At 57.9% G+C, this 16,758-nt stretch carries 16 protein-coding genes and 1 pseudogene; 12 read left to right on the forward strand and 5 right to left on the reverse strand.

Annotation, left to right across the window (positions count from 1 at the left end; all coding sequences use genetic code 11):
* Positions 1-146 (forward strand): annotated as a pseudogene (gene glyA / locus ACR0MI_RS09300) (serine hydroxymethyltransferase); the annotation flags it as partial.
* An 18-nt stretch (positions 147-164) separates the two neighbouring features.
* Complete coding sequence (locus tag ACR0MI_RS09305) at positions 165-1,142, forward strand: HpcH/HpaI aldolase/citrate lyase family protein (RefSeq protein WP_170614663.1); 978 nt, start codon at positions 165-167, stop codon at positions 1,140-1,142.
* Positions 1,143-1,350: 208 nt separating this feature from the next.
* On the opposite strand, the gene ACR0MI_RS09310 is transcribed toward ACR0MI_RS09305, so the two are convergent.
* Positions 1,351-3,159, reverse strand: a complete 1,809-nt coding sequence (locus ACR0MI_RS09310; protein ID WP_480441206.1) for a caspase family protein — start codon at positions 3,157-3,159, stop codon at positions 1,351-1,353.
* Between the two features lie 180 nt (positions 3,160-3,339).
* Between ACR0MI_RS09310 and ACR0MI_RS09315 the strand changes: the two genes are divergently transcribed.
* Positions 3,340-3,993, forward strand: a complete 654-nt coding sequence (locus tag ACR0MI_RS09315; protein WP_170614662.1) for a DUF928 domain-containing protein — start codon at positions 3,340-3,342, stop codon at positions 3,991-3,993.
* A gap of 38 nt (positions 3,994-4,031) precedes the next feature.
* Positions 4,032-5,897, forward strand: coding sequence for a CHASE2 domain-containing protein (locus ACR0MI_RS09320; RefSeq protein ID WP_170614661.1), 1,866 nt, complete (start codon positions 4,032-4,034; stop codon positions 5,895-5,897).
* Positions 5,898-6,207: 310 nt separating this feature from the next.
* Here ACR0MI_RS09320 and ACR0MI_RS09325 read toward each other — a convergent pair whose 3' ends face one another.
* Complete coding sequence (locus ACR0MI_RS09325; protein ID WP_170619685.1) at positions 6,208-7,305, reverse strand: Gfo/Idh/MocA family protein; 1,098 nt, start codon at positions 7,303-7,305, stop codon at positions 6,208-6,210.
* Positions 7,306-7,317: 12 nt separating this feature from the next.
* Positions 7,318-8,043, reverse strand: a complete 726-nt coding sequence (locus tag ACR0MI_RS09330) for a GntR family transcriptional regulator (protein WP_170614659.1) — start codon at positions 8,041-8,043, stop codon at positions 7,318-7,320.
* Positions 8,044-8,134: 91 nt separating this feature from the next.
* On the opposite strand from ACR0MI_RS09330, the gene ACR0MI_RS09335 reads away from it, so the two are divergent.
* Genes ACR0MI_RS09335 through ACR0MI_RS09360 form a run of 6 tightly spaced genes read left to right on the forward strand, consistent with a single transcriptional unit; the run spans position 8,135 to position 13,711 of the window.
* Positions 8,135-9,289, forward strand: a complete 1,155-nt coding sequence (locus tag ACR0MI_RS09335) for an LLM class flavin-dependent oxidoreductase (protein WP_170614658.1) — start codon at positions 8,135-8,137, stop codon at positions 9,287-9,289.
* Positions 9,289-10,179 carry an aldo/keto reductase gene (locus tag ACR0MI_RS09340; RefSeq protein ID WP_170614657.1) on the forward strand — a complete coding sequence of 297 codons (891 nt, stop codon included), beginning with the start codon at positions 9,289-9,291 and terminating at the stop codon, positions 10,177-10,179. The genes ACR0MI_RS09335 and ACR0MI_RS09340 overlap by 1 nt, the downstream gene beginning before the upstream one ends.
* Positions 10,179-10,694 carry a flavin reductase family protein gene (locus ACR0MI_RS09345; RefSeq protein ID WP_170614656.1) on the forward strand — a complete coding sequence of 172 codons (516 nt, stop codon included), beginning with the start codon at positions 10,179-10,181 and terminating at the stop codon, positions 10,692-10,694. The genes ACR0MI_RS09340 and ACR0MI_RS09345 overlap by 1 nt, the downstream gene beginning before the upstream one ends.
* 53 nt (positions 10,695-10,747) lie before the next feature.
* Positions 10,748-11,335, forward strand: a complete 588-nt coding sequence (locus ACR0MI_RS09350) for a TRAP transporter small permease (protein ID WP_170614655.1) — start codon at positions 10,748-10,750, stop codon at positions 11,333-11,335.
* A complete protein-coding gene (locus ACR0MI_RS09355; protein WP_170614654.1) occupies positions 11,336-12,625 on the forward strand; it encodes a TRAP transporter large permease in 1,290 nt (429 codons plus the stop codon). It begins immediately after the preceding gene.
* Positions 12,626-12,649: 24 nt separating this feature from the next.
* Positions 12,650-13,711 carry a TRAP transporter substrate-binding protein gene (locus tag ACR0MI_RS09360; RefSeq protein ID WP_170614653.1) on the forward strand — a complete coding sequence of 354 codons (1,062 nt, stop codon included), beginning with the start codon at positions 12,650-12,652 and terminating at the stop codon, positions 13,709-13,711.
* Between the two features lie 31 nt (positions 13,712-13,742).
* On the opposite strand, the gene ACR0MI_RS09365 is transcribed toward ACR0MI_RS09360, so the two are convergent.
* Positions 13,743-14,213 (reverse strand): tetratricopeptide repeat protein, encoded by a 471-nt coding sequence (locus tag ACR0MI_RS09365; RefSeq protein WP_170614652.1) that lies wholly within the window; start codon positions 14,211-14,213, stop codon positions 13,743-13,745.
* Positions 14,214-14,240: 27 nt separating this feature from the next.
* Between ACR0MI_RS09365 and ACR0MI_RS09370 the strand changes: the two genes are divergently transcribed.
* A complete protein-coding gene (locus ACR0MI_RS09370; RefSeq protein ID WP_170619687.1) occupies positions 14,241-15,500 on the forward strand; it encodes a cytochrome c peroxidase in 1,260 nt (419 codons plus the stop codon).
* Between the two features lie 30 nt (positions 15,501-15,530).
* Here the strand turns inward: ACR0MI_RS09370 and ACR0MI_RS09375 are convergent, their stop codons facing one another.
* Entirely contained in the window at positions 15,531-16,154 is a 624-nt protein-coding gene (locus ACR0MI_RS09375) for a TetR/AcrR family transcriptional regulator (protein ID WP_170614651.1), read from the reverse strand.
* A 137-nt stretch (positions 16,155-16,291) separates the two neighbouring features.
* On the opposite strand from ACR0MI_RS09375, the gene ACR0MI_RS09380 reads away from it, so the two are divergent.
* On the forward strand, positions 16,292-16,756 hold the full coding sequence (locus ACR0MI_RS09380; protein ID WP_170680341.1) for a (2Fe-2S)-binding protein: 465 nt from the start codon (positions 16,292-16,294) through the stop codon (positions 16,754-16,756).
* Positions 16,757-16,758: the final 2 nt, after the last annotated feature.

The following is a 16,758-nucleotide window of genomic DNA, read 5'->3' on the forward strand; positions in this document are numbered from 1 at the left end:
AATTCCGCCAGATCGCGGACTGGATCATCGAGGTCGTCGACGGTCTGGCCGCCAATGGCGAAGACGGCAACGGCGCGGTCGAGGCCAAGGTCAAAGCCGAAGTCGCAGACCTCTGCGCACGATTCCCGATCTACCCGAACCTGTAAGACGAAGGACCCAAACCCATGAGCTTCCATTCCATTGAACAGGCCCCCGCCCGCCTGAACCGCAGCGAACTGGCCGTCCCCGGCAGCCAGCCCGGCATGTTCGAAAAGGCGGCCAAGTCCGATGTGGACGTCATCTTTCTTGATCTGGAAGACGCAGTCGCACCGGACGAAAAGGAACAGGCGCGCAGAAACATCGTCGAGGCGCTGAACGATATCGACTGGGGCAACAAGACCATGTCGGTGCGGATCAATGGTCTGGATACTCACTATATGTACCGCGATGTGGTGGATGTGGTCGAACAGGCTGGAGAGCGGCTGGACCTGATCATGATCCCCAAGGTTGGCACCGCCGCTGATGTCTATGCCGTCGACATGATGGTCACGCAGATCGAAGACGCGAAAGGCTACAAGAAACGGATCGGTTTCGAACATATCATCGAAACCGCGCTGGGAATGCAGAATGTCAGCGAGATTGCAGCAGCCTCGAAGCGCAACGAAAGCCTGCATTTCGGGGTCGCGGATTATGCGGCTTCGACCCGCGCACGGACCACGATCATTGGTGGCGTGAACCCGGACTATTCGGTTCTGACCGATCCTGACGCCGGGGCCAACCGGGCAACGCATTGGGGTGACATGTGGCACTATGCATTGGCGCGCATGGTCGTGGCGGCCCGTGCAAATGGTCTGCGCCCCATCGACGGGCCATTTGGGGACTTCCAGGACCCCGAGGGATACAAGGCCGCCGCCAAGCGCGCCGCTGTTCTGGGTTGCGAAGGAAAATGGGCCATCCACCCCAGCCAGATCGCACTTGCGAACGAGGTGATGTCGCCCGGTGATGCCGAAGTGACAAAGGCCCAGCGCATTCTGGAAGCCATGGCCGAAGCCGAAGCTGCCGGAAAAGGCGCGGTTTCGCTGGATGGCCGGCTGATCGACTATGCCTCGATCCGGCAGGCCGAAGTGATGGTGGCGAAAGCCCGTCAGATCGCCGCTGCCTGACGCCACTAAATTCAGGTCTCACTTCGGACCTCCACGCATCCGCCAATAAGATCGCATTGGCGGATGCAAGCCCGGTCCCAATCTCCACGCAGACAGGCGAACAGACGCGGCTCAACGTTTCGGAAATGTGCGGCCTGACGCCTGACAATTCCGGAAGCTTCAAAACCTGACCAGGTCAAGGATTCGGGATTCCGCCCGCTGGCGGTCGTCAGTTCAATCTTGCCTCCAAAACGACCGAACGCACGTACCCACCCGAGCCATCGAACCATTTGGAAGGCACGACATTGCTCAGATCCCGCCTGCCGCGCTGCTCATACTGAAACTGGGCGAAAGCCTTGTTACCTTTGCCGTGCGTCGTGTTGGGTTTTGACGGCAACCAGTTTGTGTATTTGACCGGCTCACCGCTATACCAGCGCCAGCCGATTATTGCATTGCCTTCACCGGGGTCCTTCCTGAAACCGAAATACGGCCCCGCCTTGTAACTGTAATTCGTCCTGCTGTCGTATCCGACGTCAAAAAAGGACGGGTCATTGGCAATCATTCGAACAATAAACGCATTCTCTTCGGCTGACGTTATTGCGGCAAGATCGACACCGCATTTCTGGGCTTCGCCGCGAGCATTCCGAATGTTGCCCGAGAAAACCATCACAATGTAAAGGCTGTCGCGAAACGTACCGTAGATGCTCTTTCTCAGCCCAAGACAGCCCAGGATCGACGTGATTTCTTCAGATTCGCCGAGCAATTCCAGCTCTTCGACGTTCTGACGAACTGCGAACGGGTTGCTGATGAAACTGTCGTCCGCCCCTTTTTGCAAACCGATCCCCAGACTGGCCAGCACGGCAAGATCTACGTATCCGGTCTGCACAAAACCATTCTCTGCCTGAAAAGACCGTATTCCAGCGCGTGTCCTTGGGCCAATAGCGCCATCAGGCGTCCCAACATCAAAACCTGCTTTATTGAGTTCTTGCTGCAAACGCATTTTCATTTCTCGATCCGGCAGCAACATGTCTTCCAACACACCGATACGCCCATCTTTTTTGACCCAATTTGGTGTTATTTCGGCCATACGGTTCAGCACTTCCGGTTCGGCGATCGACGCCGCGCGGTATTTCTGGCTAATCAGACTCCAGCCCCGCATCGTGTTGACCGTCATCGCTGCTTCCATTTCGTCTTTGCGAGTTACAGTCGGTGCCAACGGAACAGGTGTAGCGGGTGCCTGTAATGCCGCCGTTTCCAGGCCAGGGACCAGAAAAATGTCCTGACCCGGAAGCGATCCATAGATGAAAGGCTCTTGAAAACCGTCCGTCAGTTCAAACACCCGGTCTCTCACCCGGCGGAACAGCTTACCCAGCTCCAACCCCGGCTGTTCGATTTGCTCCAAAAGCGCCTGCGCGTAAGGGCTGTTCCGGCCTTCGCCATCCTGCGCCAGTGTGCCTCCGCGGGCGGCATATCCCACCACCACACCGCCCGGTTCTACCGCAGCCAGCCCGCGCCCGACCGACCGGGTCGCCGAAACGCGTGTCATCTGCGCCAGGAACGGATTGTTCCGACAGGCGTCGACCAGCACGATTTTCAGCCCGGGGGCATCTGCAATGGCGTTCACGATCGCATCCAGACGAATGGCCTCGAACTCGACGTCCCGATCGCTTTTCAGCGTTGCGTTTACCGGTATCAGGTAGTTCGTGTTTTCGATCTCGATCCCGTGGCCGGCAAAATAAACCAAGGCCACGTCAGCGGCCGCGGCGGTTTCCGCAAAGTCGCGCAGTGCGATGCGCATACCGTTGTAGTCGAGGTTCAGGCTTTCGGTGACTTCAAACCCAATGCGCCTGAGAGATGCCGAGATATCTTCGGCGTCATTGGCCGGGTTACTCAAGTCCGATACATGCTGATACGCGGAATTACCGATTACAAGCGCGACCCGGTTTTCCAGGGCTTCAAGCCGCAATGGCATCAGCAGGACAAGCAGGCCAAAGGACAGAAGCCAGATGCCAGTTCTCCAACAGCGACCAGAAGACATGCGCACTCACCCGAACTCATTCAAACAGCGCTGAGGACTTTAGCACAACTCTGCTCAACCTCAGAATCCGCCAGGGCAACGGGACACAGACGCGTCCCAAACTGGACTCTGACTTAGATCATGCTTACCGTTGCTTTTGAATGTTCTGTTTTATTAAGGGTTTACTGCGCGAGGCTTCGGGTGCCGTCGATCAGGGTTACAAAATTCGCACTGTTGTTCACGCTGGCACTGCCGGTGTTCTTTGACACTGGCGCTTTGGCGGCAAGCGAAGAACAAGTCACCAACGGGTCCAACGACGTTGTGTTTGTCCCCCCTGAGATTGGTGCGCCCGGAGACCGAATGGGGGCCGGCACACGCGGCACACTTTCGGGCGATGACACAGAAATGCTGACGTTGTTGGTGCCGGAAGGTGGCGGCCTGACAACTCTTTCATCCCCCCCATTGGTCTGGCGTTTGGCACACGGCCACCGGGGAAACCTGATCATCGGCCTCAATCCACTTGGATCATTGGGCGTGGAGTTGCAATTACAGGGCCCATTTCCGCCGGGCGACTACGGGCTGGATCTTGGCAGGTCCGATTACACGCTGGAAACCGGCCGCATCTACGAATGGCATGTGGCGCTGATCGACCAGCAATCTGGCGCTGTTCTGGAGCGAGCGACAGCTTTGATCGAGCGGTTTCCGGATCAGATGAAGGCTCAGAACCCCGCGGCGGCAGGTCTTTGGTTCGACGCGCTTGCGCAACTGGTTGAAATTGGCCTCAGCGGTCGCGTGAGGGCCACTGACGCAACCGGGTTCGGGCAGCTTCTAGAAACAGCCGGTGTGGGCCGTTGAAATCAGAAGGTCAAAGACAGGCATGGCTGAGACCGTCGATGCTGATGCCAGTCTGGCAAAGCTGGGCACTGGTCGGCTTGATCACCCTTGTTGTCGGAGGTCTATTGGTCGAATTGCGGTTGAAGGGTCTGCTTGAGCCTCTCCAACGTGCCCAATACGACTGGACCACGTCGGTGCTTGCAACCTCTGAACAAACGAAAGATGTCCTTCTTGTCGCCATTTCCGACGACGATCTCGGGCAATGGGGTTGGCCAGTCCCCGACGCGCAGATCGCACAGCTGACGGAAACCTTGCTGGCTGCCGGCGCGACCGCAGTCGGGATCGATATATACCGGGATGTTCCTGCGGGCGATGGCCGGGACAGGCTGATCAACATACTGAACGATCCCAGAGTTGTCGTGATCTCGAAACTGGCCGACGCAGGCGGGACAGGTATCGACGCACCCGCAGGGGCAAAAACCGGGTTTTCGGACATTCCGATTGATCCCGATGGCGTCGTTCGGCGCGCCCTTCTGCTGGTCAACACGCCGGATGGGATCGCAGCGTCGCTGTCAATGGAACTGGCGGCGGTTTTTTCATCAAGGCCCGCATTGCAAAGCGCCCCGGATAACCCACGTTTTCTGGCCTTTGGGACAACGACCGCAGAGCCATTGGCCGAAGGGCAGAACTTGTTTCGCAATGCCGATGCTGCTGGTTATCAGATCATGATCGATTATCTGAATGATCTTCCGATTGCACACCGTGTCCCCGCAGCAGATGTACTGGCTGGGAAAGAGCTGGCGCAATTCGACGGAAAGACGGTCATCATCGGTGTTACCAGCCACTCGGTTAAGGACTATTTCTCGACTCCCCTCAATCGGGCAACCGGGGCCAGTTTCACTTTCGGCGCGGAAGTTCACGCAGCCATTGCGCAACAGTTGATCGACTATTCGAATGGTTCGCGTTCTCCGTTGAGCTCTCTGAGCGACCTTGCCTCCTCTATCATCATCCTGCTTTCAACATTTGCCGGCGCATGTGTGGCTGTATTCGTTCGAATGACTTCGCGGGCCATCGGTTTGGCGACGGTGGGCGGGGCGGTCTTGTTTGTCGGTCTGTCCGCCCTTCAAGCGGCAGCCCTGCTGGCGCCTGCAGCGACCACGTTGTTGGGCTGGTCTATTGGGTTTCTCATCGGGTTCGCCGTTATCGCCGGAATTTCACGCAACCAAAGACGCGCCATCGTTCAGGTGTTTTCATCACACCTGTCCGAGGAGCTTTCCGCCGAAATATGGCAGCAGCGAAAAAGACTGCTGTCCGGTGGCAAGCCAAGATCCCGCCGTCTGTTCGTCACCGCACTGCTGGCCGATATCGAAGGTTCAACGCGGGTCGGCAATTCGATGGATGCGGAAGATTTCATGGTGTGGGTATCGCGCATATTGGACAGGTTGGGTGAAATCGCACGCGAACATGGCGGGTTTGTCGAAAAGTTCACCGGAGATGGAATCCTCGTCGTTTTCGGCGCTCCGATACCAAGCGAGACAGAAAGCCAACGGCAGGTCGACGCCCAGTCAGCCCTGCAATGTGCGCGCGCCATGCGCCGGGCCGCGATCGCACTGAATGCAGAATTGAACGATCAGCCGAAATACAATCTGCGAATTGCACTGAACAGCGGCGAGACATTGGGCGGAACGCTGGGCGTGAGCGGCTCGCTGCACTACAATGTGATCGGTGACACAATCAACGTGGCCGCAAGACTGGAAAGCTGGACAAAATCCCTTGATCGCGACAGCGGCGGGTTCCGCCCTGTGTGCATGACCATGGCCACTGCGCGCACCATTGACCCCAATCGTGAATGGCCCGTGCTGTCCTCATTCCTTCACGACGATGGGGTTACCGATATTCAGGTCGTCGCCGTCGAAATGGAATAGCGAGTACGGCCTTCTGAAAAATGTGCCGTGCTGGCAGAGCGTCGTGGGCACTCAACCTCCGCAATTGCATTGGTGCCTGCGCACCCCTCCACGGAAACAAGGGCATTACTGAACGCAGGGGGCCAGGCTGTCTTTTGCACACAGGACTTTCCGCTATGTCAAACGCCAGCGGATTGCCCTTGGAGGGGGCATAGCGACGATACGTTTAGTGTGAAGAACCAAAATCGGTATTACGGTTTTCAGCAAACCCAAACTTCGTTAAGATGGTCAAGCAAAGCATTGAATTTTCAACACTCTGTGTCGCAACACCTCACTCCAACAAGCGAACAGTCTCGCCCGTTTCCAGCGCCTTCTGGGCAGCAAGCCCCATCTTCACGGCCCAGATACCATCATGCAAACTCACATCCGGGCCCGCCTTTTTGCCGTGCAACAGATCCAGGAACCCCTTGTGCTGGTAGAATGTCGACCCGTTGTGATCCCCCGCTGCCAGAAGACGGGGATCGACGGGGATTTCCTGCGCGACAGGTCCCTTCGGATCCCGCGGGCTTAGAATAACCTGCGGCACCGGCGGCTCGCCCAGATGCTTTGGCCAGAACCGGCCCGGTCCCGGCACCAGCGCTTCGATTTTGGCCTCCGGGCCCACGGCCGAGATTTCTTCCTGATAGCGAGAGCCTTCCGCAAACATGCACAATTCCAGCATGGCTCGTGCGCCATTGGCAAAGTCGACAAGCACATAGCCGTGATCAAGAATATCAGGCACCTCACCGTCATAGCTCTCGTTCAGATGATTCACGGCCTGTCCACCACTGGCCGAGATGCGCACTGGGTCAGAGTGCAGGATCAGGCGCATCAGATCGAAGAAATGGCAACATTTCTCGACAAAGGTTCCACCGGTGTTGCGATTGAACCGGTTCCAGTTGCCGACCTTCTCCAGAAACGGAAAACGATGTTCGCGGATCGTCAGCATACGGACCCCACCCGTTTCCCCGGTCTTCTCGATCATCGCAGCTATGGGCGGCATATAGCGATATTCCATCGCGACCCAGATCGGATGCGGATAATCGCGCTGCAAACGCTCCATCCGCGCCGCATCCTGCGGGTCGGTGAACAGGGGTTTTTCTACCAACAGCGGCAGCGGGCGCGTCTGAGCGATCTCGCAGATCTGCTCGACATGCAGGTGGTTCGGGCTGGCGATAACCAGGCAGTCCAGTTCGTTGACCGCCAGCAACTCCTGCACGGACCCCAACAGCACCGCATCCGGCGCGATGGTTTTCGCGGCATTTGCCATTGCCGGGTCAGGTTCGAAAATCGCCGCAACGCGCGCGCCTTCCAACAAGCCGATATTGTGCAGGTGTTCCTGCCCCATCATGCCGCATCCGATCAGCCCGTAATTGATGACCCGGGTCATGCGCGTTTCCTTTTACTTCAAACGTTGGACATAGGTGGCCCGATCGGGATCGAACCATGTTTTTGAGAACTCAACGGGCGCCGCCCCTTCAGACCAGCTGAACCGCTCGATATACCCTACGATCTGACCGGCGGGCTTGGTGAAGTCAGGTGGCGTCCAGTCGGGCAGCGCACCGATCGAAACACGGTCCTCGGCCCGGGTGATCCAAAACCCCAAATGGTGCTGGTAATACCGGTAGAGAGAATCCGACAGCAGGTTGCGATCAATCCGACCGGCTGATTCGTCCAGCCAGATTTCCTCGACCGCGATAATTGTGTCATTCAGATAACGCATCCGGCGCACGCGGGACCCGGTTTCGGCGGTACCGAAATTTGGCAGATCAGACGGCTTGCGCAGATAGTCGACCGACAGGATGTCCGCCCGTGGCAGGCCGCCGCCTTCGGGCAGTTCCAGCCGGAACATCGCGTAAACGCTGTTCTGGGTTCCCGTCTCGCGAACATAGTTTCCCGAACCCTGAATGCGTTCCAGCATCCCCTTTTTCTCAAGCTCTGATAGCGATTTTCGCAGCGTCCCGACCGAGACCTGAAGTTCGGCCGCCATATCCCGTTCTGGCGGCAGGCGTTCCCCGTCGATAAGACGACCCGCCGCGATGTCGCGGATCAGAAGTTCCGCGATCTGAACATAGATCGGCAATGCGTTTGGGTTTCGGCTGGTTGGGGACACGTCTGGGCGCTTCATTCGGTCGCAGGAAAAATTGATACACTATTGATCTACATCAATGCGGTTGCTACGCAAGAGGAAAGTGGAAACCGCGCGGAGAACGACTCAGATGACCATCGTCCCCATCACTTCGCCCGATCTGGACGCGGCAGAAGTATCGTGGTTCGCGGCGCTGTGCTCGGACGATTATCAGTTTCTGGGCGTGCCGGATGGCAATCTGCGGTCCAGCTGGGAACATTGCTCCGGCATCGTGAAAGAAGCTGAAGCGCAAGGGTTTCGAAACATTCTGTGCCCCTCGTCCTATCAGGTCGGACAGGACACGCTGAGCTTTGTGGCGGGCTGTGCACCAATCACCGATAGGATCAATTTGCTGGCCGCGGTTCGCTGTGGCGAAATGCAGCCAATCATGCTGGCTCGTACCATCGCAACGCTGGATCACATGCTGAAGGGGCGGCTGACGGTCAATATCATCTCGTCCGATTTTCCCGGCGAAAAGGCTGAAAGCGCCTATCGTTATCAGCGCTCTCGCGAGGTGGTGGAAATTCTAAAACAGGCCTGGACCCAGGATGAGATCAATCATGCGGGCGAAGTCTATAACTTCTTAGGCCTGACGACCGATCCGGCCAGGCCCTATCAGACCGGTGGTCCGTTGCTGTACTTCGGCGGCTATTCTCCGTCGGCCCTGGAACTTTGCGGCGAGCACTGTGACGTCTATCTGATGTGGCCGGAAACCAAGGATCAACTGGCCGAACGGATGAAAGCCGTCCATGCGGTTGCCGAGAACTACAACCGAACACTGGATTACGGCCTGCGCGTGCACATGATCGTCCGCGATACCGAGGCCGAAGCGCAGGAATACGCGGACTACATCGTCTCGAAACTCGACGATGAATATGGGCGCGCCATTCGTGAACGCGCGCTGGATGCAACCTCGCTGGGTGTGGCGCATCAGGCCAAGAACCGCGATCTGGCGGATGAATACGGCTATGTCGAGCCCGGTCTGTGGACTGGCGTTGGCCGCGCAAGGTCCGGTTGCGGAGCCGCGCTGGTCGGGTCGACCGATCAGGTTATGTCCAAGATCGAGAAGTATCAGAAAATGGGCATCCGCGCGTTCATCTTCTCGGGTTATCCGCACATGGATGAAGCCAGGCACTTTGGCGCCCGCGTTTTGCCCAACCTGAAAACCTGCTCGCTTCCCGAAGAATACGGGCGCGTGCCCAAGACGACCCCGGCCACACCGCTGGGCAACGGAGTTCGCCGCTGATGCAACGTGTAAAACTATCGGACACGCTGGAATTGAGCCGCCTTGTCTACGGAATGTGGCGGCTGGGCGATGACAGTGATACTTCGGCGGACCATGTCGAAGCCAAGATCCAGTCCTGCCTGGATCAGGGCATCACCACCTTCGATCAGGCTGACATCTATGGCGGCTACGCAGCCGAAGCTGTGCTGGGTGCTGCGCTGCGTGCCAATCCCGGCCTGCGCCAGCGGATGGAAATCGTTACCAAATGCGACATCATCGCACCTGTCGGGCGGTATTCGGATGCGAAGGTCAAATACTATGACACCTCGCGCGCGCATATCCTGCAGTCGGTAGACACCTCGCTTTCGGAAATGGCCATCGACCATATCGACTTGCTGCTGATCCACCGCCCCGACCCGCTGATGGACCATCATGAAACGGGCGCAGCACTGGATGAAGTTGTCACCAGCGGCAAAGTGCGCGCGGTCGGCGTGTCCAACTTTCGACCTTGGGACTGGACACTGTTGCAATCTGCGATGAAGACCAAACTGGCCACCAACCAGATCGAGATTTCTTTAGGCGAGATCAGTCCCTTCACCAATGGCGATCTGGCGTTCCATCAGCAGCATGGGCAACCGGTCATGGCGTGGTCGCCGTTGGGCGGCGGAATGTTGATGGCCGGGAACCCTCCGGTCGGAGTAGTGGCAGACGAAATCGCGCAAGAGTTCGGGGTGGACCGGGCCGCTGTGGCGGTGGCTTTCCTGCTGGCGCATCCGGCGGGCATTCTGCCGGTGCTGGGCACCAACAACCTAGAACGGATCAAGCGCATCTCGGACGCACTGAAGGTCAATCTGGAACGTGAAAGCTGGTTCCGCCTGTACGAGGCGGCACTGGGGCATGAGGTACCATGATGAACGCAATTTCAAAGGACCTGACACGCACCTTCGTTCCGCACAAGGACGACACCCGTACCCTGCGCGACGCCTTTGGCCGCTTTGCCACCGGTGTTACCATCGTCACCTGTGACAGCGAAGACGGACCGATATGCATCACGGCGAACAGCTTCTCGTCCTTGTCACTGGATCCGCCTCTGATCATGTGGGCTGCAGACCGCAACTCGCGCCGGTTCCCCTATTTCCACAAGGCGCGGCATTTCACCGTTCACGTGTTATCGTCTGAACAGGACGCGCTTTGCTTTGGCTGTTCCAAGGACGCCCATGCACTGCGTGACATCCGGCATGAGCGGTGCACAAACGGAACGCCGCTGTTGCCGGATTGTCTGGCACGTTTTGAATGCGAGCAGCACGCCTATCACGATGCAGGCGATCACGTGATCGTGGTGGGCAAAGTCCTGAAGGCCAGCATGAGCGATGGAGACGCACTGACCTTCTATGCCGGAAAACTCGGCCAATTCGCGAAGAAATAAGCGCGTTCTGACGACTGCGGGACGAACCCGCAGCTGAACTTGGGAGGATCCGCATGGGCGGACTGGCATCGGTGCTTGCACCGATTGCATTCGTGAACGAAACCGTGCTGCGTCTGGGCCGCGCGGTTGGCGTTGTTGCGATTGCATTGATGGTGATCGCAATCCTGATTCAGGTGTTCTTCCGATATGTCCTGGGCAACGCTCTGCCCTGGCCGGATGAAGCCGCCCGGTTCTGCATGCTCTGGATGACCGGCCTGATGGCTCCGACGGCTTTTCGGCGTGGCGGCTTCGTGGCGATTGACATGTTGCAACGGTTCTTGCCACGCCTGCTGGGCCAGTCCCTCAATCTGTTCTTGTTGCTGATCTCGCTGATCGTCCTGCTGGTCGCCGTCAATATCGGTTGGTCTGAAGTCACGGGCTTTGGCGGCAGATTTGCCACTGCTGCTTTGTACCTGCCAACATCGTTCGGTTTCGATGAATGGTACCGTATTCCCCGCAGTTGGATGATGGCCTCGCTGCTGGTAGGGATCATCCTGCTGATCTCGGTGAATATCGAGCTGATCCTGCGATCCCTGATCACCATGCTGGGCGGCGCACATCTTCTGCCGGAAATTCCCGAAGCAGCCGTGGGGGCCGAATAGATGCTGATCTGGTTCCTGCCCACTTTCCTGGTTTTCCTGTTGATTGGCCTGCCGGTCTTTTTCGCGCTGCTGGCCGCGCCGGGTATCCTGCTGTGGCTCAACGGCCAAACGAATGACATTACGCTGCTCTATCGCAATGTCTATAATGGCATGGACAGCTTTCCGCTGATGGCCATCCCCTTCTTCATGCTCGCCGGAGAACTGATGAACCGGGGCGGCATCACCATTCGCCTTGTCGAGTTCTCGCAGGCCCTGATGGGGCACCTTCGCGGTGGACTGGCACATGTGAACGTGCTGAGCTCGATCCTGTTCGCCGGCCTCTCGGGCTCTGCCGTGGCCGACACATCCGCCTTAGGGTCAATGCTGATCCCAGCGATGGAGAAACAGGGCTATACCCGCAAATTCGCCGCGGCGATTACGGCGGCCAGTTCGGTTATCGGGCCGATCATCCCGCCCTCGGGCATCATGATCATCTATGCCTATGTCATGGGTGAAAGCGTCGCCGCCCTGTTTCTGGCCGGAATTGTACCCGGGATCATGGTCGGCGTCGGTCTGATGGTGATGATCAAGTTCATGGCTGATCGCTATGATTTCCCGGTCGCCAGCCGGAAATACACCTGGGATGAACGCCGCCAGGCCAGCCTCAAGGCGTTCTTTCCGCTGATGACACCCGTGATCATTCTCGGCGGCATTCTGGGCGGCATCTTCACGCCGACCGAAGCCGCTGCTGTCGCGGTCGGCTATGCGTTCATCATCGGTTTTTTCGTCCTGCGCACGCTGACACTGAAGGAAGTGCCTGAGGTTCTCAGTAATGCGGGCATGACCTCGGCCGTTGTGTTGCTGCTGGTCGGCGCCGCTATGGCATTCAAGACGGTGGTCAGCCTCAGCCACGCGCCCGAACAGCTGGCCTCGCTGATCCTCAGCCTGTCCGAAAATCCGTTGATCCTGCTGTTTCTGATCAACCTGCTTCTGTTCATCGTCGGCATGTTTCTGGATGCAGGTCCCGCGATCATCATCCTTGGCCCGATCCTTGGCCCCATCTTCACCAGCCTAGGCGTCGATCCGATCCATTTCGCCATTATCATGAGCGTCAACCTGACTGTTGGTCTCGCCACGCCACCCATGGGGCTGGTTCTGTTCGTGGCCGCCGCCGTGTCGCGGGAACGGGTTGAAACCATCGCCAAGGCGATCCTGCCGTTCCTGGCCGTCGAAATCATAGTGATCTTCCTGATCACCTATATCCCCGCACTATCCATGACGATCCCGAGGATAACGGGATTTGCAAACTGACTGAGTACCACAGGGAGGAAACGCATGCTCAGACAATTCATCAAAACCGCTGCGGTGGCCACATCGCTTGTGGCCGCGTCCGCCATGGCCGCTGTGGCCGCAGACTATACACTGCGGGCAACTGCGAACTCGAATGAAAACGACGAAGACTACGATGGCCTGATCGTTTTCAAGAACTATGTCGAGGCGGCGTCGAACGGCGCTATCGAGGTCGAGTTGTTCATCGGCACGCAGCTGTGTTCGAACGGGGCGGAATGCCTGCAGGGCGTGGCCGACGGCACCATCGACATATTCATCTCAACCTCCAGCGGTGCTGCGGGTATCTTTCCCTACGTGCAGGTTCTGGACCTGCCCTATTTGATGGCGGATGACCGTATTGCCGAGCACGTGCTGACTGGCGATTTCACCCGCAAAATGCGCGACATGGCGTTGGAGGATTCAGGCGGCGCAATCCGGCTGATGACCATCGGCAACACCGGTGGCTGGCGCAACTTCGCCAACACACAGCGCCGGATTGCCGAGCCTGCCGATATGGAGGGTTTGAAAATCCGCACCGTGGTTGCCGACCTGCCGCAGGAACTGGTCAAGGCACTTGGCGCGTCACCCACGCCGATCCCGTGGCCCGAGTTGTTTACCAGCTTCCAGACCGGTGTGGTTGAGGGATCGAAGAACGGCATCACCGATATCATGGGGATGAAATTTCCCGATGCCGGTCTGCAATTCCTGACATTGGATGGCCATGCCTACATGGGGGCCATGTGGTGGATGAACAACGCCAAATTCCAGGAGATGCCCGAAGACCTGCGCCGCGTGGTTGTCGATGGATTCTACGCCCTACAGCAGGCCACCTTTGCCTCGCCTAAGCGCAAATCGATTCAGGCGTACGAAGACTTTGTTGCCGGTGGCGGTGACCTCTATGTCCCAAGCCCCGAGCAGAAGGCTGCGTTCAAGGACGCCGCTACCCCGGTCTACGAGTGGTTCCAGTCCAACGTGGCGCGCGGGGATGAGGTTTTCACTGCACTGACCGAAGCCGTTGCTGCGGCCGAGGCCGATGTGAACGCCGCGCGTGACGCGGACCTGAACTAAGCTTTGGGGGCTGGGCCTTGTGGCCCGGCCCCTACCGAAACGGGTACATCCACCCTTTGTAGTCGTTGACCAGGACATGCGCCTTTTCGATCTGCTCCGGCGTCATTTTCTTGATAACTTCCTCAAGGCTGATCGCCGCGTCGGGATCACCGCCAATAGCGCTGAGCGTGTACCACATGTAGGCCCGCACCAGATCGGGCGCGGGCATGCCAAGACCCAGCTCATAGTACCAGCCCACACCAGACTGCGCCCCGGGATGCCCTTTCATCGAGGCGCGCAGGTACCATTCGAACGCCCGTTCGTAATCCTGCGCGACTCCAAGACCCAACCCGTACATCACACCGATCAACTCTTCGGCTTCGGCATTGCCCGATCGGGCTGCTGGCAACAATTCCTCGCGCGCAGCTTCGAACTCTCCCGCCTCCATCATGTCGCGGGCCTGTTCCAACTCGGCCAGCGCAGGCGTCGCAAGACAGAAAAGGGCAAATACAAACTGGCGCATGGGGTGGCTGCTCTCCTTTGGGGCGGGATGGCGGCAGCGCAGGACTTGCCGCGCCCATTGACCGACGATGACTTCATTTCTTTTGATATGAAACAGGCCGCCATTGGTCATCAACTGTTTTACGATCCGATCCTGTCGGGCAACCGGAACATCGCCTGCGCCCATTGTCACCACCCGGATTTCGGCACCTCTGACGGGTTATCGTTGGGTATTGGTGAGGGCGGACAAGGGCTGGGACCGAAGCGTACCCCCGGAACCGGAGCCGACAGAATCCGCAAACGTATCCCGCGCAATTCTCCGGGTCTGTGGAACCTTGGCGCGAAAGACATTCACACGGTTTTTCACGATGGACGGCTCAGTGTTTCCGAAATCTACGGCAACGGCTTCAACTCCCCTGCGCAGGAATGGCTGCCGGAGGGGTTGAACTCCCTTCTGGCCGCGCAGGCGCTTTTTCCGCTGACATCACAATTCGAAATGGCCGGGAACGTAGCTGAAAATCAGGTCACCGGAGCGGTACATGACCGGATCGACAAAGGCTGGCCGATCCTAGCCAAGCGTGTTCGTACCGAGCCTCGGTATGGCCCTGCCATGGTCGCGGCCTTCGAAGAAATCGAAACCACCGAAGAAATCACGATCATCCACATCGCCAATGCGCTGGCAGCCTTTATGGCCATCGAATGGCGCAGCACGGACAGCCCGTTCGACCAATTTCTGGCGGGCGATGCCGATGCCCTTTCACTTAAGCAGAAAAACGGCATGAACCTGTTTTATGGAAAGGCAAAATGCGCCACCTGCCATTCCGGGCCTTTAATGTCAGATCAGAAGTTTCACGCGTTGGGCCTGCCACCCTTCGGACCCGGTCGTACCCGACAGTGGGATCCTTTTGTGCGCGACGTGGGCCGAATGGGAGAAAGTGACCGGCTGGAGGACGCCTACCGTTTCCGCACCCCGATGCTGCGCAACGTTGCCCTGACCGCACCCTACGGCCATAACGGCGCATTCCCGGACCTTAAAAGCATGATCCGCCATCATCTGGACCCACAAACCAGTCTGGCAAACTGGACACGCGACATGGCGGCTCTGCCCCCGGTTCCCTGGCTTCAGGATGCGGACTTTGTCGTTTGGGACGACCGGTTTGAAATGGAACGTCAGCGCAACAAGGTCGATATTGCCCAAGTCACATTGACCGACGCGGAAATCGACAACCTCGTGGCCTTTCTGCATTCCTTGACGGGTGTCAGCGTAGACGCCCCGCCCTTTGGCGTACCAGCAGGGTTCGTTCCCTAGCGCATCTTTTTCAAAACAAAGAAAGGGTTCTCAGGGTCTAGACGCCGCGGCTCCCGGACCATAACGGCACAGCATCATATCGACGCTGCTTTCGATGGTTTCGGTCATTTCCGCGTGGCTGAGCACGCCGCCGCTGAACATCATGGGCCAGAACGCCTTTGCCTTGATCAGTCCGATAAATTCCTTGCCCGCCTGATCAGCGTCTTCGATCTGCAACTGACCGTCCTCGGCGGCGTCTTTCAGCATGGCGATGAATGTCGAGGTCTTGTCCAGCTTGCCCTGTGCCGCCGCCGCCAGATCCGGGTTGCGCAAAGTTTCGCTGATAATCATCCGCGACATCGCGATCACGTCCGGGCGCATCAGAATACGGCCCTCAGCCCAGGCCAGATCCGTCAACTGCTCGCGAATATCGCGCCCCGGCTGATACCGGATCTCCAGAACCTCGGCAAAACGGCCGGACAGTTCGGCTACAATTGAACGAAAGAGATTTTCCTTACTTTCAAAGTACTTGTAAAGCGTGCGCTTTGACACTTCGGCCCGCGCCGAAATGCGATCCATACTGGCAGAAGCAAAGCCCTTATCTTGAAACTCGGCCACGGCGGCCTCAATGATCTGGGCGTATTTGGACTCATTCGGTGAATTGCATTCGTTCATGTTCCACCTATAGACCCATCACGTCCGGCCGGTCAAACAACAGTGTAAACTTGAGAGTTTACACAAGCTGATTTGACACTTAAGGTAAACGCGCCAGTTTACCGATTCAGGTATCCAGCCCAACAGGAGAACCCCTCATGGCTCTGACATTGAAGTTAAACGGTGAAACCCACACGGTCGACGCCGAACCCGGCACGCCTCTGCTCTGGGTGATCCGGGACGAACTCAAGCTGACCGGCACCAAGTTCGGGTGCGGTGTCGCATCGTGCGGTGCCTGCACCGTACACGTGAACGGCGAACCAGTTCGTTCGTGCCAGACCTTTGTAGAAGACATTGAAGACGCAGAAATCACCACAATTGAAGCCGTTGGCGACGGAAAGATCGGCGCAGCAGTGCAACAAGCCTGGGTCGAACTGGACGTGGTCCAGTGCGGTTATTGCCAGTCCGGTCAGGTGATGTCGGCGGTCGGACTTCTGTCAGAAAACCCAAAGCCCAGTGTCGAAGAGATTGATGACTACATGTCCGGCAACGCCTGCCGTTGCGCCACTTACCAACGCATCCGCGCCGGTATTCAGCGCGCTTCTGAAATTCTGGAGGCCTGATC

This window comes from Ruegeria sp. D4 (genome assembly GCF_056534475.1).